This is a genomic window from Flavobacterium sp. ZT3R18 (genome assembly GCF_007097385.1).
In the GTDB taxonomy this organism is placed as follows: domain Bacteria; phylum Bacteroidota; class Bacteroidia; order Flavobacteriales; family Flavobacteriaceae; genus Flavobacterium.
Genome location: NZ_VJZS01000003.1, coordinates 1 through 19,845, shown reverse-complemented (window position 1 = coordinate 19,845; position 19,845 = coordinate 1). Strand labels below are relative to the sequence as shown.

The window sequence follows — 19,845 nt, the reverse complement described above, 5'->3', positions numbered from 1 at the left end:
AACAAACAATCATGAAAAAAATATTTTTAAAGATCATTGTTCTTTTGTCTTTTTCTTTCGCATTTGCGCAAAATAAGCCCACTTTTTCTGTAGTAGGTAATGCAACCAACAAGGAAAGTTTACTAAAAAATAAACGCTTAGATATTTCTAAAATAAAAGTAGAAAATGTTTCTAATCAACCTATATATCTTGTTTGGGAAACAATATCTAATACATTTCCAAAAGAATGGGATTGTTCGATGTGCCAGCATGGAGCGTGCCAAATAGGAATTCCAAAAGGTTCTATTTTTAATAAACTAAATGCAGATCAGCAAGGATTTATTGCTATTCATGTAATTCCTACTAACAGAGTAGGTAATGGAATCGTAAAGTTTAAAATTTATGATAAAGCAAATCCGGATTATGTTAAGATTCTAACCTTTGAAGTCGAAGTGCTTTGATGTAAATAAAAATAATAATATCCACTTAAAAAACAAACAATATGAAAAAAAGTATTCTTTTATTATCAGCCATTTTGATTGCAGGTTTAAGCTATAGTCAAGATAGAAGCAACACGATCTATGTTCGAAAAAATGCTAATACACCTGAAGCACAGGCTGATCTTGAAGCAATGAATGTAGCCTTCAAAAAAATGCGAGACATGGGTTGCGAAAATGGTCTAGCTTGGTATTATCAAGGGGCAATGCATAATATTCCAGATAATATCAATGGAATAAATGCACTTTGTCCAAAATATCAAACAAGTGCAGATAAATTATGGGCTTGGAGTGATTGTACACATAATGGTACACAAAATGCAAATTTGAATTTTCTTTTGTGGCATAGAATGTATACTTGGTATTTAGAAAAAATAATTAGAGAATTATCCGGAAAGAAAGATTTTGCTTTGCCCTATTGGAATTATGGAAGTATAAAAGTTACTGATAATATTATGGCAGCGCAAACAACAAATAAAACGGGTTCTTTGTATGAAGCAGCTAGATATAGTATTCTTAACGATGGAAAACCAATTCAAACAGATCAAGTTCAGCAAATTCAATTAGCACTTAATGAATTAAAAACAAACCCTTCATTTGTAGGAAATGCTGGATTTAGTAAACAATTAGAAATTGCACCTCATGGTTATATGCACGATCTTATAGGAGGAGAATATGCAGACCCAAAAGAAACGTATTATAACCAAATATATCAGGAAAATATGTCTGGATTAATGGCAAATGTTGATTCTGCAGGATTTGATCCTGTTTTTTGGTTGCATCATAGTATGGTTGATCGTATTTGGGAATCTTGGGATGTTTCAACTTATGGGCAACGCCCAACTTTAGCAGATTTACAAGCTTATCCTTGGCCTTATCAGTTTATAGCTCCAGATGGAAAACAGGTAACCTATACTATGGAAGAAGTATATAATGTAGTCTTTAATTTAGATTACAAATATGATAATTTACTTTATGAATCCAATCCTCAAGCTTTAGCTTCTAATGACCCTGTGATTTTAGCTTCTAATGAATCATCAGCAAAGAGTAAAATTTCATTTCAAGATTCACAAGAGAAAATTATATGGGAACAAAAAATAGGTAAACCAATCGAAGAAAAGGCTTTTGTTCAAAAAGTGACAAGTAAATTTGCGAAAGACACTAATAAATCTTTCAAAAGCGGAGTTAATTCCAATATCGTGCTGAATTTAGATGTAGTGGTTTACAAAGAACCAAGAGATTATTATACTGTTTATCTTCGTTATCCAGGGAAAGAAGACCAATATGTTGGGATGATGACTTTCTTTGGAGTTGCTCATGATCATGGAACTGGAGAAAATCATACGATTGGAGAGAATGGAGTTAAACTTAATTTTTCCTATTATGTTTCAGATGATTTATTGGATTCGGATGGCAATTTCGAAATTATCATTCAAAAGAAAGGAATTGGTGATGCTAAAGTAACACTAGAAAAAATGAGTATGGCAAAGATAAACTAAGCCATTAGCTAAGAACTAATATTTTAAAAAAGCGGTACTTGTATAAAGTATCGCTTTTTTATGCTATTTTTTTTTATTAAATTTGAAAGGAAGGTTATAAAAAAAATACGAAAAAAGTTGCTGTAAATAGAGCTTGACAAAAATGTAACAATCCTTTTTATGGTAGAATTATTAAAAATAAAATAGCCATCAGAAAACTAAAAACCTAATCCTTTTCGAAGTCATATCTAGAAGCGAATCCTTGGGACTAGATGCGCCAGACTCCGATACAGGCATAAAAGTAGGGTGTTATTTACCATTAAATGAGTTTTACGGGTTAAATTATTTTCCACAAATCAAAAGCGTCCCAATTCAGGACGCTTTGTGTGCCTAATAACTTCATTAAATATAATTTTTTTACATTACATTAAATAATTGAACACTACAATACTACCTTTACCCTTACCCAAACAGAACCAAACACCTCCAATTTTTTCTCAATTTATTTATTTATCACTCTGATCTAATGTAGCTAAAAAAAGATATTTTTTACGGTTAAATATCTGAAAAACAAGTATTTGTACTCTTGTTTGATGTTGCTTTATAGAATAAATTTGGGATGTGCTATACTATTGACTGTGAAAAAGTATATAGCATTAACGCAAATATTAACCTAAAAACAAAAAAACATGGAAGTAGTAGCTTATAGAGGATTGATTACGACCCTTGACAGTTTTATCGAACGGTTGCAAGGACGGGGAGAAATAACAACTCAAGACATTCTTGATAATTGCAGTATCGCTTACTTTACGGCAAAGAATATGGATTACAGAAGTGCTGAAATCCACAAAGCCCTAAAGGGTATAGGAAAAGGTGAAATAACATTAATAAAAATAGAGAATTTGATTAAATTTAAAGATGTGATTAAACCCAACGGACAGCCAGACTTTGTCAATCACGCTTTATTGTCGAATATTAGTGCTCAAAATGCATTTACGGCTTTTAAGACTTCAGGGGTTCATTTTGATTATGATGGTGGACAAACTAAAGCCAAGACCGCTAAAATATAACAAGTAGGTGTTCGGAATAAAAAACAGAATTATGTAAAAGCGTCCCAAAGGAGGACGCTTTTCTTGTTTTTAAGTTACCCTTAAAAAAATGTATTACTACTTTGGGATTGTTTGTTGAATCTCAACTGGGCTCTATTTCAATGTCATTAAGGTAAGGATTCGTCAGTTCGATTCCGATAGCTATCGGAAGAGTAATAATTTGCGATAGTAAATTTTTACGAAGTATCGAGAACTCTTAAGTTTTGAAGACTTCTCGATACAATTTTGAACATTAAAGCTATCGCATTAATGCTAAAAATCACTCGAAGTGACGGTTAAAACGGCTTAACTTAATGACATTGGGCCCGATTTGACAATATTTGTGAACGTGTAAAGCTAAATCAAAAAACCACGAATGTTGTATCCGTGGTTTTCTGTTTTTTAAATAAAACTCACACTGTTAAGTAGTTCTTAAATGAAGTTTATTTTTTATTCGTCATTTTTCCATTAACAAAAGCAATCACAGCACCAACTATTGATGTCATTACAATTGTGATAAGAATATCTAGTCCAATAACTTTGCAATCGATATCAGCAGTTGCTTTCATCGCATTATCAAAAAAATCATAATATAAAGCCAGAAATAATCCAATAACAGCACCGGATTTTAATCCAGTCATCATAGTTGTAATATGTGCCCAGCGAGTGTAAATAAATGCTATGAAAAGACCCACTGTCATACAGCCTAAAAAGATAAGGAGCATGTTCATGTTTTCATTTGGCGGAAAGTAATCTTTAAAAAGCATTCCGTAAAACAACCATCCTAAAAAAAATTCGATAATACCGCCAACGATACCAGAAACTAAAAAGTTTTTTGCATTCATAGTTTTTTAATTTTATTGATTAGTTTAATAAAATTATTAAAATATTGTCAATATAATAATTTTAATGTTAAAATTTATTAACTTTTTGTTACTTCATAATGTTTATAACACCTGCTTGCCCTCTTGTCTATTGAGTTTTGAATAGATTTGGCGCAAAAAAACTCCTCTAAAAATGAAAGAGTTTGTTGTGGGGTCTACGTGCTTGCATAAAAGGCAAGAAGCACTAAGACTTCTTGAAATTTCCACTATCCACATCTCTCAAAAACTGAATTACCCCTTTAAAGTAATTTTTCTGATCATCATATTGTGAAAGGTGGCTTCCGTTGGGACAAAACAAAAAGCGTCCGTTTTGCACTTCGTGGGACATCCATTCCATGTGTTTGGGATCCATAGTGTCGTATTTGGCACCAATAACTAGAGTAGGAACAGTAATCGTTTTAAGTCTGGCAGTGACATCCCAATCCTTTAAAGTGGCATTTCCTGTAATTCCAAATTCACTGGGTCCTTGCATGTACACATATACATTCGGGTTGATGTGCTTGAAACACCTAGTGATAGATTCCGGCCATGTATCAATGGGCATTCTTAAAATGTGTTCCGTATAATAATATTTAAAAAGCAGTTCAGTATATTTTGGATTAGTGTAATCCTTATTTTTTTCGAATGTTTTTATTTGATCAAAAACTGCTTTTGGAAGTTTTGGCCCGAGTACTTCTTCAGCATATTTGTTATAAGCAGGTGAGCTGGCCATCATGTTAGAAATAATCAGTCCTTTGAGGTTCTTTTGGTATTTCAACGCATATTCCATAGCTAGAATTCCGCCCCAGGATTGCCCCAAAATATAAAAGTTGGTATTGTCACAACCCAATGCTTTTCGGACTTGTTCTACTTCCTCTACAAATCTTTCGTTGGTCCATAAACTATTGTCGTTGGGCTGGTCGCTGTAATACGAACCCAATTGATCATAATAGATGTATTCAATGCTTTCGTTTGGGAAATAGCCGTCAAATGATTCATACAACTCGTGAGTAAGACCAGGGCCTCCGTGAAGCAATAACACTTTGATGGTTGGATTGTTTCCCACTGTTTTTGTCCAAACCTTAAAATTGCCTTTGGGAGTTGTAATCGGAATCATTTTGATGCCGCCCGTGAATTGATCGTCTCTTTTGGAGAAATCCAGATAATTGGACTTAATGGAGTTATCGGGTTTTTCTTTGCAACCTGCAATTAAGAATAGATTGATGAAAAGCATGGTGTAGATTTTGAATTTCATATATAGCTATTATTTGTTTTTTAATGGATCGCGATAGTATCTCGCAATTCTGTTTTTTTTTCTCGCAAAGACGCAAAGGCGCAAAGTTTAAAGCCATTTTGTTTGCGACTTTGTGTCTTTGCGAGGTGGAATTTTTATTCTAAAAAAAACAATATGAAATAACGTTTTTATCAGTTTAGAAAAAACGTCAATGGTAGAGACAAGTTTGAAAAACCCTTACTTGAAGCCTTTAAATCTGTATTGTTTTTAATAAATAATTGTGAAGATAAGAAGTTTTTAAATACAAAAGTCCTGATAGTGAACTATCAGGACTTTAAAATTTTAATTATAAATAGAGTTTATACCGATTAACCGTATATTTTTTTATAAAGGTCTTTATAAATTTCCAATATGATTTTTCGTTTTAGTTTTAGAGTCGGAGTAAGGTGTCCGCCATTTATAGACCAAACATCTGGAGTCAATTCGAAGCGTTTGATTTGTTCCCAATTTCCGAATTTTTTATTGATGAGGTCGATTTCTTCTTGAATGCGTGCAATTACTTTTGGGTTAGCAATTATTTCTTCATTGGTTTTTCCAATGGCAATGCCATGTAGTTTTTCCCATTCTTTGATGAAATCAAAATTAGGTTGTATGAATGCTCCTGGCATTTTTTCGCCATCACCAATAACCATAATCTGTTCGATAAAACGAGATTGTTTCATGGTGTTTTCAATCATTTGAGGGGCTATGTATTTACCTCCAGAAGTTTTAAACATTTCTTTTTTACGGTCTGTAATTTTAAGAAAACCTTCATTGTCTATTTCTCCAATGTCACCCGTATGGAAATATCCATTTTGGATAACTTCATTCGTTAATTTTTCGTCTTTAAAATAGCCCATCATTACGTTTGGCCCTTTGCAAAGAATTTCTCCGTCCTCGGCAATTTTAACCTCTACATTTTCAATGGCTCTACCTACAGTTCCTATTTTGAAACCTCTGTTTCTCATGTCATTCACCGTAATAACAGGAGAGGTTTCAGTCAAACCATAGCCTTCCATAACTGGGATTTCTGCTGCTGCAAAAATTCGGGCAAGTCTTGGTTGCAAAGCGGCACTTCCGGAAACCATTAAATCTAAATTACCACCCAATCCTTCTTTCCATTTGCTGAAAATTAATTTACGGGCTATTTTTAATTGAAATTCATACCAAAATCCATTGGCTCCATACGGTTCATATTGCAATCCTAAATCGATTGCCCAAAAGAAAAGTGATTTTTTAATTCCGGTTAATTCAGATCCTTTAGCGTAGATTTTATCGTACACTTTCTCCAATAATCTTGGAACAGCCGAAATTACGTTAGGTCTTACCTCTTTTAGATTATCACTTACTTTATCTATTGATTCTCCAAAATAAACGGATACACCATAATATTGGTATAAATACAAAATCATTCTTTCGAATATATGGCAAATTGGAAGGAAACTTAAAGCTTTGCTGTTGCCTGGCTCGAAAGGTATTCTGGTAGCACTATTGAGTACGTCAGAAACAATGTTTTTATGAGAAAGCATCACCCCTTTTGGTCTTCCTGTTGTTCCCGAAGTATAAATGATCGTAGCTAAGTCTTCTGGTTTTACGTTGTTTTTACGGTCTTCAACAACGTCTTGATTGCTTTTGTCTGCTCCAAGTTGAAGCAATGCTGCCCAGTTTTTGCAACCTTCAATTTCGTTAAAGCAAAATACCTCTTTAAGTGAAGGAACATTAACTTTAATGTTATTTACTTTTTTTAAGACTTCAATATCTGAAACAAAAACGTACATGGCTTCAGAATGATTTAGAATATATTCGTAATCTTCCTGAGCGATAGTTGGGTAAATAGGAACGGTTTGTGCTCCTGTTTGTAAAACACCAATATCCATAATGTGCCATTCGGTTCTATTGTTGGTAGAAATAATAGCGATTTTATCGTCTTTTTGAATACCCATTCGTAGCAGTGCTCTAGAAATAGCATTGGATTGGTCAATGTATTCTTGGGAGGAGGTTTTTATCCAAACCCCATTTTGCTTGGTTACTAAAGCGTCAGTTTTGTTGAATTTTTCTTGCTGATAGTAAGGGAAATCAAAAATGCGAGTGATGTTTGTCATTAGGAAGGATTGTTGAATTTTTCGGCAAATTAAATAAAAATTAACAATAATTTTTATTTTTTACAAATTAAATACAGAAAATATAATTACATAATTGACATTCAACGAAATCGATTTCTTAAAAGTGTTGTTATTGAACGAATTGTATTAAAAAAGCGTTCCCTGATAGAGAACGCTTTTGTTAAAAATTATGTTATATTCTTAGATTTTATCAATCCATTTTCTAGCATTTACAAAAGCTTCATGCCAAGGTGTAACTTCGTTATTTGGGTCTTTTGGGTAATTGATTGAATTCAAGATGCTTTATATTTACGGAAATAACTATTATAAATTTAAATTTAAATTAAAGGAAGTCGGATTATTAGTAACGATTTCTACAATAAGTCTGAATATGAATAAGAGTTCAATAAATAGGAGCATATAAAACACAAGTATTCTCCATATAAACCCCAGAATGGAATACCTTTTATAGGTAGCATTAAAATAGGTCCAAAAAGGAAATAAAACAATCAAGAGGAAACATATGATTTTTAAAATGCTTATAAAGGATTTAATTTCCTTAAATGCATCCAAAAGTGACAACAAGTTGGAAAATAAACACAAAACTAAAATTCCTAATAAATTGATCCCCCCAATTATAAAATGTTCGGCTAAGTTGAGTTTCAATCTTCTGAAAATCAGAAAAGCATTTAAAGCAAGTAATGGGACAAAACCCAATAATAACATTTTTACATTATTCGATAAAAAATTCAAAAATTTTAAACCAGAATCCACATTTTTAGGTACCGATAACGGATTTATTTCATGATGATAATGCACCGTAAGAATGTTGAAACCAATCAGCATTAAAATGAGATAAAAAACATTGTAGTATTTTACTCTTTTGCCATTAATGTAATCCAATGCCGCTTGTCCGGGTCTTGTAAATGTTTCTTTTAAAGTAAGTAAGATTCCTTTTTCTAAATGCAATACACCGTGTACAATATCGTGAAAGAAAAAATGTTTTAGGGTAATCGCATGTGTATTGTTTTTTTGTCCACAATTTTGGCAATAATTACCGGCAACTGCTTGTTCACAATTCAGACATTGTTTATGATTCATGTGTTAATATGTTGATTTTTAATATTTTGCTTTAAATGAATTGAAATTATGTTTATAAAAGTAAGAATTTTTAGTTTTAAAATAAAAAAGCTTTCAAGTATATTACCTGAAAGCTTTATAGAAATTATGATTTTTTGAGTTTTACTTCTTCTCAATCCACAATCGTGCATTCACAAAAGCTTCGTGCCAAGGTGTAACTTCGTCATTTCTGTCTTTTGGATAATGTGCCCAGTTCCATTGGAAAGTAGAACGCTCAATGTGTGGCATCATCACTAAGTGACGACCTGTTGTGTCGCACATCATAGCAGTGTTATAATCAGAACCGTTAGGGTTGGCAGGATAGCCTTCGTAACCATATTTACCAACGATGTTGTAGTGCTCTTCTGCCATCGGTTTGCTGAATTTCCCTTCACCATGCGAAACCCAAACTCCAAGTGTTGCACCCGCAAGTGTCGATAACATCACCGAATTGTTTTCCTGTATTGTTACCGAAGTAAAGATGCTCTCGTGCTTTTGGCTCTCGTTGTGGAGCATTTTTGGTTTTTGTTTGTGTTCTGGGTTGATTAATCCTAATTCAATGAACAATTGACAACCGTTACAAATTCCAACAGAAAGTGTATCTTCTCTTTTAAAGAAATTGGTTAAAGCTGTTTTGGCTTTTTCATTGTACAAAAAGGCTCCAGCCCAACCTTTGGCAGAACCCAAAACATCTGAATTCGAGAATCCACCAACAGCTCCGATAAACTGAATGTCTTCTAGATTTTCACGTCCCGAAATCAAATCGGTCATGTGTACGTCTTTTACATCAAAACCGGCTAAGTACATCGCATTTGCCATTTCACGCTCAGAGTTACTTCCTTTTTCGCGGATGATGGCTGCTTTCGGACGTGGTTTTGAACTATCAATTACAGGTTTTTTTCCTGTAAAATGAGTTGGGAAAGTATAGTTTAACGCTTGGTTTTTATAATTGTCAAAACGTGCTTGAGCCGTTCCGTTTTTAGATTGTTTTTGATCCAATAAGAAAGACGTTTTAAACCAAATGTCTCTGTATTTGGCAATGTCTAATTTACAAGGGCCAAAGTCTAAAGTAGCTTCGGTTGTTGCAGATCCTAATTTAGAGAAAGCAACGTTATTTGCTTTTAATTTAGCTTCAACCGTCTCATCTGATTTCGCTTGGAAAACTACCGCAATGTTTTCGGCAAAAAGATATTTGATGATATCTTTTTCTTCGAAAACTGAGAAATCAATTTTGGCTCCCAAATTCACATCCGCAAAACACATTTCCAGTAAAGTAGTGATCAAACCACCACTTCCTATGTCGTGTCCTGCCAAGATTTGATTGTCTAAAATTAATTCTTGTAACGTATTGAAGGCATTCTTGAAGAAAGCAGCGTCTTTAATTGTTGGCGCTTCGTTTCCGATAGCATTCAACGTTTGTGCCAATGAAGAACCTCCTAATTTAAAGTCGTCTTGAGACAAATTGATATAGTAAATAGAACCACCGTCTTTTTGTAAAACAGGCTCTACTACTTTTCGAATATCGATACAATTTCCACCAGCCGAAATAATAACGGTTCCAGGGGCAATTACTTCGTCGTTTGGATATTTTTGTTTCATCGAAAGCGAATCTTTTCCTGTTGGAATGTTGATTCCCAATTCGATTGCAAATTCAGAACAACCTTCTACAGCAGCATACAAACGAGCGTCTTCACCTTCGTTTTTACAAGCCCACATCCAGTTGGCCGAAAGAGAAATCCCTTTCAATCCGTCTTTTATTGGAGCCCAAACGATATTCGATAACGATTCGGCAATTGCAGTTCTACTTCCTGCAACAGGGTCAATAAGTGCAGCGATAGGAGAGTGCCCAATCGATGTTGCAACACCTTCTATTCCTTGATAATCCAAAGCCATTACACCACAATTGTTCAAAGGCAATTGTAATGGTCCAGCACATTGTTGTTTGGCAACTTTTCCGCCCACACAACGGTCTACTTTATTAGTCAACCAGTCTTTACAGGCAACAGCTTCCAGTTGCAAAACTTGCTCTAAGTAAGTTGATATGTTTTTTACGCTATATTCTAATGCAGGATAATTGTAATTAATGGTTTTATCAGTCATTACCGTTTTTGGGGAACTTCCGAAGAAATCTTCCAAAGCATAATCCATTGGTTTTAGACCAGTAGTTTTAGATTCGAAAGTAAAACGATGGTCATTGGTTACATCACCTACTTGATACATTGGAGAGCGTTCTCTGTCTGCAATTCTTTGTAAAATATCGATGTCCTTTTTACCAATAACCAATCCCATTCTTTCTTGAGATTCGTTACCAATAATTTCTTTTGCCGAAAGGGTTGGATCTCCAATAGGCAATTTGTCCAAATCGATCAATCCTCCTGTTTCTTCTACCAATTCCGAAAGACAGTTTAAGTGTCCACCTGCTCCGTGATCGTGAATAGAAACGATAGGATTGTTGTCACTTTCTACCAAACCACGAATGGCGTTGGCAGCACGTTTTTGCATTTCTGGGTTCGAACGTTGAATAGCATTCAATTCGATTCCTGAACCAAAAGCTCCTGTGTCTGCAGATGAAACCGCAGCTCCACCCATTCCGATTCTATAATTTTCTCCACCAAGAATAACAATTTTGTCTCCTTCTTGTGGTTTCTTTTTGATGGCTTGATCTAATTTTCCGTAACCAATTCCACCCGCTTGCATGATTACTTTATCGTAACCAATTTTTCTAGTTTTCACTTCCCCGTCCCCTGAGCCTGTCGAAGGGGTCGATTCTTGATGTTCGAAAGTCAAAACCGAACCAGTAATAAGCGGTTGTCCAAATTTATTTCCAAAATCAGATGCTCCATTCGAAGCTTTTATTAAAATGTCCATTGGGGTTTGATACAACCATTTTCTAGCTTCAACAGCATCTTCCCATGGTCTGTTTTCTTCCAATCGAGAATAAGAAGTCATATAAACAGCCGTTCCTGCCATTGGCAATGAACCTTGTCCTCCTGCTAAACGGTCACGAATTTCTCCTCCTGAACCTGTTGCAGCTCCGTTGAAAGGCTCTACAGTTGTTGGGAAATTGTGTGTTTCTGCTTTTAAAGAGATAACCGAATCAAATTCTTTTATTTCATAAAAATCAGGTTTGTCAGCGGTTTTAGGAGCAAATTGCTGTACTCTTGGTCCTTTTACAAATGCTACGTTGTCTTTATAAGCCGAAACAATATCGTTAGGGTTTTCCTGAGATGTTTTTTTGATTAATTTAAAAAGAGACGTTTCTTTTTCTACACCATCAATAACAAAAGTTCCGTTGAAAATCTTGTGGCGACAGTGTTCTGAATTGGCTTGAGAGAAAGCAAAAATCTCTGAATCCGTTAGTTTTCTACCTAATTTAGTGGCTAAATTATCTAAGTATTCTACTTCTTCAGGACTTAAAGCCAGACCTTCACTTTTGTTGTAAGCAGCAATATCGTCAATATCCAAAATCGCTTCCGGAAGTACATTGATGGTAAATATATCTTGATTCAACTCGGCATATTTTTGCGAAAGCATAGGGTCGAAATCATTGAAATCTGCCGCTGCCTTATGGAATTCTTCGATACGAATGATTCCAGAAATCCCCATGTTTTGAGTGATTTCCACCGCATTGGTACTCCAGGGAGTAATCATAGTGGCACGAGGTCCAACAAAAAAATCCGACAAGACGGATTTTTCTATTTTATTGGAATCGGCAAAAAGCCAGTTGAGTTTTGAAATGTCTTGAGCCGAAATTTCGTTTTGCGTGTGTACTGCAAAAACAGTTTTGCTTTGGTTTTCAAAGAAATGGATCATTGTTGTGTAGTTTGTTGTATTTAACGCTGCAAATTTAGTCAATTAAGATTAAAATGCAACTAATAAAAAAAGCGACTGGTGCACGACAAATTACATTTCTTAGGCAGTTTTTAAAGAATCTGCGTAAATCTGCCAAATCTGCGTGAAAAAAGGGCACGCAGATTTGGCAGATTTACGCAGATTCGATAGGTGAAATTACCATAAAAACAATCCTTGTCTTAATCAAATGGATTGCGCTTTTTTAAAAGATGCAATTTGTCGTACAATCAAAAGCGACAATTTTGCCGCTTTTTTTATTGGTTGTCAAGCTTTTAATTAGTTGATTATGATCTTTTTATTAATTGATTTCGAATTGTCGGTTATTTTAATCAAGTAAATTCCTTTTGGCAGATTAGTTATCGGTACCGAAGTTTGGTTGATGTTTTCTTTTTCAAAAATGGATTGTCCTAACAATGAAAATATTTCGATAGCGTATGGTTTGTTAGAATTGTTATAATAAACGGTGAAATTTCCATTTGAAGGATTTGGATAAAGTGAAATACCATTAGAATCGGAAACTACTTCTTCTTTCACTTCTTTAGTACTTAATCGACTTCCAAGATTGGTGCAATTATCAGTCGTGAAGGAATCCCATTGAGCAGAGAGGTTGAATGTAGTACTAGGCGCAGAGATTGTAGACTTTCTTCTTAAAGTTACATCGGCAGCAAAGTTTACTGTTCCACCATTAAAAATTCCGATAATATCAATAAGTACACCGTTTTTGAATAAACCTACTGCATCGTTTCCATTAAAGGTCAATTCGGTTGCAGTTGTAGAGATATTGGCTGAACTTGTTGAATAACAACTCAAGGCTATTGCACTATTTACAATGGTAAATTTGCTTCCGCTATTCAAAGTGCCTGTTAAGTTCAGGCCTGTACTCCAAGCACCGGCGCCATTCGTTTGTTTTTTGATGGTGTAAACAGATAAATTTATAGCGGCTCCAGTCATATTTGCAATTTCCAGCGCTTTGTTATTCGAAGAACCTTCTATATATTCTGAGAAAAGAAGTTCTGTGGCGGTTGATCCACTGCTGTTTGTTGTTGCTGATATCGTATTGCTGGATGCGGATGTATTTCCTGTAGCGTCTTTTGCTTTTACATAAAAAGAATAAGCGGTTGAGGCAGTTAATCCTGAGATCGTTGTTGTTAGCCCTGTTACGGTTGTTTTTAAAATAGTATTCATGTAAAGATCGTATCCGCTCACACCAATATTATCTGTAGAAGCCGACCAGCTCAATGAAATTGATGTAGTTGTTTTGGCTGTTACCGCTAGATTTGTTGGTGCAGTTGGTGCTTGTGTGTCCGAAGTAGGAGTAGAACCCCAGATAGCCTGTACATATTCTGGGTGGTCAATAAAAGGATTTCTATTATTTTGTCGGGTATAAATAGCATTGTTTCTGGCAATTTCTCTCGCACTTACAGGATCTTGAGCGTTCCAAGTTAAAAGTAAATTTAGGAATGCAGTTGTGAATACCTGATTGGATGTTCCGTTGAACATTGGAAATGAATAAGTAGCAACCGTATTTTCATAACGAGTTGCGAAATATAAATACATTCGGGCAATATCTCCTTTGAAATCATTTATAGGTTCAAAAACAGTTCCTGTATATCCGGAAACGGAACTTGAACCTAGTTTACTTCCGTTGAGTGTTGTTGTACTGGCAGTTGCTACTGTTCCGTGAGGGTAGTTTGACCGAATTCCATTTACTTTTCCGTCTGTAGGTGTAATAAAGTGTGCGTCTGAAACCATCGGTGCTGCAGAGTTGAAACTCGATTGCGGTATTATGTGTTCTCTGTTGTAGCAATCGCCTTCGCTAGAATAAGTTCCGCATCTTTGTGTTGATCCCGAAGTGTAATTATAAGGATCTGTTCCTGATGGTTTTTCGGAGTACATGTCTAATATGGTTCCGTCATTTTCATAAAAATTATCAATATCGGAAGTCTGGTAGGTGGTGTATAAACCGGCATATCCATTATCGGTATGTCCTTTGATGATATTGTAAAGTTGTGTTTTCAGCGTATATCCTGAGCCTGTAGCCGAGTTGTAATAGCCGCTCGGGATTTGCCCTATTCCAATTGTAAAGGACAATAAAAATAATAAGGAGTAGATTTTTTTCATAATTTAAAAAATTTGGTTATTTGTAGTTTGGGTTAAAATACAAGTCTGATTATCAATGTTGTACTTTTGTATTTCAAACAAAAATATAATTTTTCGGATTATAAAAGGTTATGAAAAGGTAATTAAATTATGTTTTTTCTGATATGTTGAAATAGGATTATTACGGTATTATTTTAAACTATTTTGTTTTCGGAAACGGTTTATTTTGATAAGCCCCTAAATCAGGCGGTAATGTTCTGGTGTTTCTTAATATATCAAGTGGGATTATATACGCCGAATTCCCTTTTGCGAAAGCAGAAGAGGTATTATCTATATTGAAATTATTGATGTTTGGATTGAAGAATTTTGGGTCTTTGTTGAGGATAATGGCGTTGTAATGCGCCGGATCAGTGTCGAATTGGTAATTCGGATCTTTGGTAATGTTGGACTTAATCAAGCAATTGTTGAATTGGTATGTAAAAGAGGCTGCTGTTTTTTTACTCAAAAGCAGTTCATTGGAATACGAACCATAAATAATGCAATTGTTGAATGTGGCGCCTGTGAGATCTTTGGTTTCCGGAGTTGAACCAAGGTTGTAATTGCTAATGTATACCGCCACTTGCTCTGGACTTGAACAATTGTTGTAGAAGGTGCAGTGGGTAAATTTGTAATTTCCTCCGTAAGTGCAGGCTAAACTGGATTGTCCCGCATTATTGATAACGATATTTTCTCCTTGTATCAATGCGTTTTTGGCTTGAATTCCGTAATGGGTACAGTTATAAATTTGAGTGTTTTTGATAGATGTAGTTGTTCCATCATTGTTTTCAACTAGTAATCCAACGGTGGCGTTTTTTAGTGTAAGGTTTTGGATTTTATTATTGGTGCTTCCTTCTTGAAGCCAAATCGTCCCCCATTGTCCCGCAATATAAGCGAAGTCGGGCTGTTGTCGATCACTGCTAAAAATGACTTCGTTTTCTAGTTTATCGGTGGTAGATGTGGTGCCATTGATCTGTATGGAGGCTTTTTTGGATACGATAAGACCGGAAGTGGCATGAAAATAAACTCTTGCTCCGGGATCAAAAGTCACGGTTTCTGCTTCGGGAACAGCTGCGTAACCATAAATAACGTAGGCCTTTTTGTTGGTAAAATGGAGTTCATTGCCGTGAATGGGATCGTTCTTGTCCAGATAAAAACCGTCTATTTTTTTACCATCAATCGGGAGTGTTTCTGTGGTGCCATCGGCATTGCGGTTGGGATATAGCAAAATGGCGTCTTGTACCAAAGTTACTAATTCTACTTTTTGAAGATTAGCACCGCCGTCAAACTCAATTTGGTCGGTGTATAGAAACTCTGTTGGAGTGGTATTATTACTTTCTACGGTTGTTTCTATAAAAATATACAAGCTGTCTTTGGCCAATAGCGTAATATTCTTGAATAGTTTGCCTTTGTTTCCTTGAGCGCCATCAACGGTCATTCGGTATTTTGAGTTTAATCCTTTGTTGAATTTAATCGTCGGAATGTTGATATCGTTTTTCGAATGGTTATAGACTTTTAGGGTGTAGGTGCTCGAACTCAAATTGGTAAAAACCGTATCTAAATACACGGTGTCTTTAGAAAAAGTCAAATTACCGGTACTGGATACGGTCTCAAAATCACTACGGCAAGAGCAAAAAGAAAGTGTTATTCCGGTTAAAAACAGTAAAGTGATGTGACGCATTTGGGTTATTTTTTTTGTAAAAATAGGAATAAATTAGATTTGTAAGATTGTTTGCTGCTTTAGATTTTTATTTCTTTTTTGGATTGTCTATTTAATGTATTTTTACATTCTTTAAAATAAAAAAAAACATGACAATGGACAAAGATAAAATGCTGGAATATTGCAATCAGTTTTCCAAAAACACTTTGATGGAAACACTCAAAATCGAGTTTGTAGATGCCGGAGACGGATTCCTTGTTGCCAAAATGCCTGTTAATTCACTGGTGCATCAGCCTATGGGATTGTTGCACGGTGGTGCCTCGGTGGCTTTGGCAGAAAGTGTGGGAAGTGCAGCTTCGCATTTTTTTATTAATGATAAAGAGCAGGAAGTGCGAGGTATCGAGATTTCTGCCAATCATTTAAGGAGTATTCGTGAGGGAGTAGTTTTTGGGACTGCCCGTATTATTCACAAAGGGAGAAGTTTGCATCTTTGGGAAATTAAAATCACGGATGAGGAAGGGAATTTGATTTCGCTTTGTAAACTGACTAATATGGTTTTGACGAAAGAGAAAAAGTAATATGAGTGATTTTTTTGCAAAAGCTATAGAACAACAAGAGCAAAGGCTTCCTTTTGTTTTGTATTGCAAGCCCAATTCGGATACGATAATTGGAATGTTTCAGCATAATGATACGTTGTTTAATGTGGTTGATTTTACGGAGAAAGGATTTGTATTTGCTTCTTTTGATGGAAATAGCACTCATTTAATTCCCGAAGATCAATCGGAAATAATAGGCGTTGTTTGGGAAAAAAGAGGCGTTGAAGTCTCAGAACAAAAATGTGAACTTCCGTGTGTATTAGACAAAGATAATTTTGAAAAGTTAGTTTCTAAAGGGATTCAAGCCATAGAAAATCAAGAATTCAAAAAAGTGGTGCTTTCCCGAAAAGAAATTATTGAATTGGGGAAATTTGATTTGGTTGCTACTTTCGAAAAATTGGTGCAATTGTACCCCAATACTTTTGTGTATTGTTTTTATCATCCCAAAGTTGGAGTTTGGCTTGGCGCGACTCCAGAGCAATTGGTAAAAGCTAATGTCAATGTATTTGAAACAATGGCTTTGGCGGGAACGCAAAAAGATTATGGCTCTGATGAAATTGTTTGGGAAAAGAAAGAACGGGAGGAGCAACAGTATGTTACCGATTATATTGTAGATCAACTTCAAGAGGTGGCGTTGGAGGTTTCGGTTACAGAGCCTTATAGCCTTAAAGCGGGGAGTGTTTGGCATTTGAAAACGGATATTTGGGGCGTTTTAAATGCTGGTTTCAGTTTAAAGCAAGTCGTTCATTTATTGCATCCAACTCCCGCAGTTTGTGGATTGCCAAAAGAAGCTTCGAAAGCTTTTATATTGAAAAATGAAAATTACGACCGAACTTTCTATACCGGATTTTTAGGCGAATTGAATACAAGTTTTGCGGTTGATTCGGTTAGTTCGGATCTGTTTGTCAATTTGCGTTGCATGCAGATTTGTTACTCGCAAGCCCATTTGTATATGGGATGTGGAATTACCAAAGACAGTATTCCTGAAAATGAATGGATGGAAAGTGTTAATAAATCGATGACGATGAAGAGGAGTTTGGATTTTTGATTTGAGATTAACGATTTTTGATTTGAGATTTTAGAAAAGAGAATGACAAAGTTTTGTCGCAAACGTTATCCACAATTTATGTCATCCCGAGGAACGAGGGATCTCCATAATACTATTCCTCAATATTGTTTTTTCGGATTTTGATAGTGTTGTTCAGTTAGTGTTTATTTATTAGGATTGTCGAGTTACTTGTGGGGATCCCTCGTTCCTCGGGATGACAAGATTGCAGATTTTAGAAAACAGATTTTAGAAAAACAGAAAACAGAAAATAAATGAAATTAGACATACTAGCTTTTGGTGCGCATCCGGATGATGTAGAATTGGGATGCGCTGGAACGATATTAAAAGAGATTTCTTTGGGTAAAACCGTTGGAATTATTGATTTGACCCGAGGAGAGCTTGGCACTCGTGGTTCTGCCGAAATTCGGGATCAGGAAGCGAATGCTGCTGCGAAAATTTTAGGGGTTTCTGTTCGGGAGAATTTGAATATGCGAGATGGCTTTTTTGTAAATGACGAAAAGCACCAATTGGAAGTTATTCAAATGATTCGAAAATACCAACCAGAGATTGTGTTGTGTAATGCTATAGACGATAGACATATCGATCATGGAAAAGGAAGTCAATTGGTTTCGGATGCTTGCTTTTTATCAGGCTTGTTAAAGATTGAAACGGTTCTTGATGGAGTCATTCAAAAACCATGGAGGCCTAAAGTGGTGTATCATTATATACAATGGAAAAACATAGAACCAGATTTCGTAGTAGATATCACTGGGTTTACGGAGACTAAAATCGAATCGATATTGGCCTATCGTTCGCAATTTTATGATCCCAATTCGAAAGAACCGGAATCTCCTATATCGAGTAAAAACTTCTTAGAAAGTCTAAATTACCGTTCTAGGGATTTAGGAAGGTTAACTGGGGTAGAATATGCTGAAGGTTTTACAGTAGAGAGGTATTTGGCAGTCAATAGTTTAGGAGATTTATTGTAAATTTGTTGAATTTTTTTTAATTTTTTGTTTGGAGAAGTAAACATTTATCCTATCTTTGCCACCGCTAAGCGCAAATGGTGGTTGTAGCTCAGTTGGTTAGAGCATCGGTTTGTGGTACCGAGGGTCGCGGGTTCGAGCCCCGTCTCCCACCCAGAAATAATAAGCCTTGAAGAAATTCAAGGCTTTTTTTGTGGAGTAAAGTTTCGTGGTTGTTTTTGAATTCTTTGAAGGATGTGGGGGGATTAAGAAATTAAGAGGGGGGGGCGAGTTTTATTTTAATTATCGCTACCTAGTATATAAAGGAATGATTTCGGCTAAAAGCTATTGATTTTAATTGAGGGTAGTTTGATTCAGATCATTAGGAGCTATTCCCGCCATCATTCCAATCTTGTTGGCCGAACCCCGGCCAACAAGGATTTTCCCTTCTATCGGGGCTAGGGCATCAGTTTTCATAAGGCATTTGGTCGTAAAAACGTATCTTAGGTATTTAAGAGTGTATCAAAAAGCCGCACATTATATATATATGAGACGTATTTCAAAGGGGAATCCGTTTTGTTTGGATCTATTCGGCTACTAAAAAGCTACACCTTATATATAGGGGAAGCAATTTCAAGAGAAAATCCGAGTCCATCCGTGTTTTCGCTTTAGTGAATCCGTGTAATCGGCGTCCCATCCCGGTACTGGTAAACCCAATCCAACCCTGAAAACCGAGTGAAATGGATGTGATAAGCGAAAATGGCTACAAATAAATCACGACTTCTTAAAAAGGGACGATTGTAACCGTCAACAAACCAGCAGCTTAAGAAACACTTTAAGGAAAGGTTAAAAAAAGGTTAGGAAAGGTATTGTTTAAGGGGATAAACAAGCTACTTTTGCACCCGCAACAATGCAGACGTTCATCTTTAAATACTGAAAAGCAGATTTAGAAAATCGAAATAAAATTAGAAAATAGATTTGCCAGAAAGGAAATAAAGTTTTACTTTTGCCGACCCGAAAGGGAGTAAGTTCTTAGAAATTTTGAGCGAATGGAAATCAGTGGAGATGGCGATTTATCGCGTCTAACATCAGATTTGAATTGAAGAAAATCAAAACGAAAGTTTCGAAAAAAAAACTTCAAAAAACATTTGCGAGAAACGAAAAAGAGTTCTACTTTTGCACCCGCTTC

13 protein-coding genes and 1 tRNA gene are annotated in these 19,845 nt (G+C 35.5%); 7 read left to right on the top strand and 7 right to left on the bottom strand.

Annotated elements, in window-relative coordinates; all coding sequences use genetic code 11:
- Positions 1-11 precede the first annotated feature (11 nt).
- The 3 genes from FNW52_RS04485 (at position 12) to FNW52_RS04475 (ending at position 3,024) form a co-directional block, all read left to right on the top strand.
- Complete coding sequence (locus tag FNW52_RS04485; RefSeq protein WP_143376274.1) at positions 12-440, top strand: hypothetical protein; 429 nt, start codon at positions 12-14, stop codon at positions 438-440.
- Positions 441-481: 41 nt separating this feature from the next.
- Entirely contained in the window at positions 482-1,975 is a 1,494-nt protein-coding gene (locus tag FNW52_RS04480; protein ID WP_143376273.1) for a tyrosinase family protein, read from the top strand.
- 668 nt (positions 1,976-2,643) lie between these two features.
- Entirely contained in the window at positions 2,644-3,024 is a 381-nt protein-coding gene (locus tag FNW52_RS04475) for a hypothetical protein (RefSeq protein WP_143376272.1), read from the top strand.
- A gap of 461 nt (positions 3,025-3,485) precedes the next feature.
- Here the strand turns inward: FNW52_RS04475 and FNW52_RS04470 are convergent, their stop codons facing one another.
- The 7 genes from FNW52_RS04470 to FNW52_RS04440 all read right to left on the bottom strand — a co-directional run bounded on the left by FNW52_RS04470 (position 3,486) and on the right by FNW52_RS04440 (position 16,068).
- A complete protein-coding gene (locus tag FNW52_RS04470; protein ID WP_143376271.1) occupies positions 3,486-3,887 on the bottom strand; it encodes a hypothetical protein in 402 nt (133 codons plus the stop codon).
- A 223-nt stretch (positions 3,888-4,110) separates the two neighbouring features.
- The gene (locus tag FNW52_RS04465) at positions 4,111-5,160 is read right to left on the bottom strand and encodes a proline iminopeptidase-family hydrolase (RefSeq protein WP_143376270.1); all 1,050 of its coding nucleotides are present in this window, start codon (positions 5,158-5,160) and stop codon (positions 4,111-4,113) included.
- Positions 5,161-5,507: 347 nt separating this feature from the next.
- Positions 5,508-7,280: a long-chain fatty acid--CoA ligase gene (locus FNW52_RS04460; protein ID WP_143376269.1), complete on the bottom strand. Its 1,773-nt coding sequence runs from the start codon at positions 7,278-7,280 to the stop codon at positions 5,508-5,510.
- A 324-nt stretch (positions 7,281-7,604) separates the two neighbouring features.
- Positions 7,605-8,381, bottom strand: coding sequence for a DUF3667 domain-containing protein (locus FNW52_RS04455; RefSeq protein WP_143376268.1), 777 nt, complete (start codon positions 8,379-8,381; stop codon positions 7,605-7,607).
- Between the two features lie 141 nt (positions 8,382-8,522).
- Positions 8,523-12,212, bottom strand: coding sequence for a phosphoribosylformylglycinamidine synthase (gene purL, locus FNW52_RS04450; RefSeq protein ID WP_143376267.1), 3,690 nt, complete (start codon positions 12,210-12,212; stop codon positions 8,523-8,525).
- A 315-nt stretch (positions 12,213-12,527) separates the two neighbouring features.
- Positions 12,528-14,372, bottom strand: coding sequence for an endonuclease (locus FNW52_RS04445; RefSeq protein ID WP_143376266.1), 1,845 nt, complete (start codon positions 14,370-14,372; stop codon positions 12,528-12,530).
- A gap of 178 nt (positions 14,373-14,550) precedes the next feature.
- Positions 14,551-16,068 (bottom strand): hypothetical protein, encoded by a 1,518-nt coding sequence (locus FNW52_RS04440; RefSeq protein ID WP_143376265.1) that lies wholly within the window; start codon positions 16,066-16,068, stop codon positions 14,551-14,553.
- Positions 16,069-16,196: 128 nt separating this feature from the next.
- Between FNW52_RS04440 and FNW52_RS04435 the strand changes: the two genes are divergently transcribed.
- The 4 genes from FNW52_RS04435 to FNW52_RS04420 all read left to right on the top strand — a co-directional run bounded on the left by FNW52_RS04435 (position 16,197) and on the right by FNW52_RS04420 (position 18,832).
- Complete coding sequence (locus FNW52_RS04435) at positions 16,197-16,625, top strand: PaaI family thioesterase (protein WP_143376264.1); 429 nt, start codon at positions 16,197-16,199, stop codon at positions 16,623-16,625.
- A gap of 1 nt (position 16,626) precedes the next feature.
- Positions 16,627-17,691, top strand: coding sequence for an isochorismate synthase (locus FNW52_RS04430; RefSeq protein ID WP_143376263.1), 1,065 nt, complete (start codon positions 16,627-16,629; stop codon positions 17,689-17,691).
- A gap of 272 nt (positions 17,692-17,963) precedes the next feature.
- Positions 17,964-18,680 carry a bacillithiol biosynthesis deacetylase BshB1 gene (gene bshB1 / locus FNW52_RS04425; protein WP_143376262.1) on the top strand — a complete coding sequence of 239 codons (717 nt, stop codon included), beginning with the start codon at positions 17,964-17,966 and terminating at the stop codon, positions 18,678-18,680.
- Between the two features lie 76 nt (positions 18,681-18,756).
- Positions 18,757-18,832, top strand: a tRNA-His gene (locus FNW52_RS04420).
- Positions 18,833-19,845: the final 1,013 nt, after the last annotated feature.

Excerpts from the sequence above, each read along its gene's own strand:
- FNW52_RS04485 (WP_143376274.1), top strand. The coding sequence starts at position 12 with ATGAAAAAAATATTTTTAAAGATCATTGTTCTTTTGTCTTTTTCTTTC.
- FNW52_RS04480 (WP_143376273.1), top strand. The coding sequence starts at position 482 with ATGAAAAAAAGTATTCTTTTATTATCAGCCATTTTGATTGCAGGTTTA.
- FNW52_RS04475 (WP_143376272.1), top strand. The coding sequence starts at position 2,644 with ATGGAAGTAGTAGCTTATAGAGGATTGATTACGACCCTTGACAGTTTT.
- FNW52_RS04470 (WP_143376271.1), bottom strand. The coding sequence starts at position 3,887 with ATGAATGCAAAAAACTTTTTAGTTTCTGGTATCGTTGGCGGTATTATC.
- FNW52_RS04465 (WP_143376270.1), bottom strand. The coding sequence starts at position 5,160 with ATGAAATTCAAAATCTACACCATGCTTTTCATCAATCTATTCTTAATT.
- FNW52_RS04460 (WP_143376269.1), bottom strand. The coding sequence starts at position 7,280 with ATGACAAACATCACTCGCATTTTTGATTTCCCTTACTATCAGCAAGAA.
- FNW52_RS04455 (WP_143376268.1), bottom strand. The coding sequence starts at position 8,381 with ATGAATCATAAACAATGTCTGAATTGTGAACAAGCAGTTGCCGGTAAT.
- purL (WP_143376267.1), bottom strand. The coding sequence starts at position 12,212 with ATGATCCATTTCTTTGAAAACCAAAGCAAAACTGTTTTTGCAGTACAC.
- FNW52_RS04445 (WP_143376266.1), bottom strand. The coding sequence starts at position 14,372 with ATGAAAAAAATCTACTCCTTATTATTTTTATTGTCCTTTACAATTGGA.
- FNW52_RS04440 (WP_143376265.1), bottom strand. The coding sequence starts at position 16,068 with ATGCGTCACATCACTTTACTGTTTTTAACCGGAATAACACTTTCTTTT.
- FNW52_RS04435 (WP_143376264.1), top strand. The coding sequence starts at position 16,197 with ATGACAATGGACAAAGATAAAATGCTGGAATATTGCAATCAGTTTTCC.
- FNW52_RS04430 (WP_143376263.1), top strand. The coding sequence starts at position 16,627 with ATGAGTGATTTTTTTGCAAAAGCTATAGAACAACAAGAGCAAAGGCTT.
- bshB1 (WP_143376262.1), top strand. The coding sequence starts at position 17,964 with ATGAAATTAGACATACTAGCTTTTGGTGCGCATCCGGATGATGTAGAA.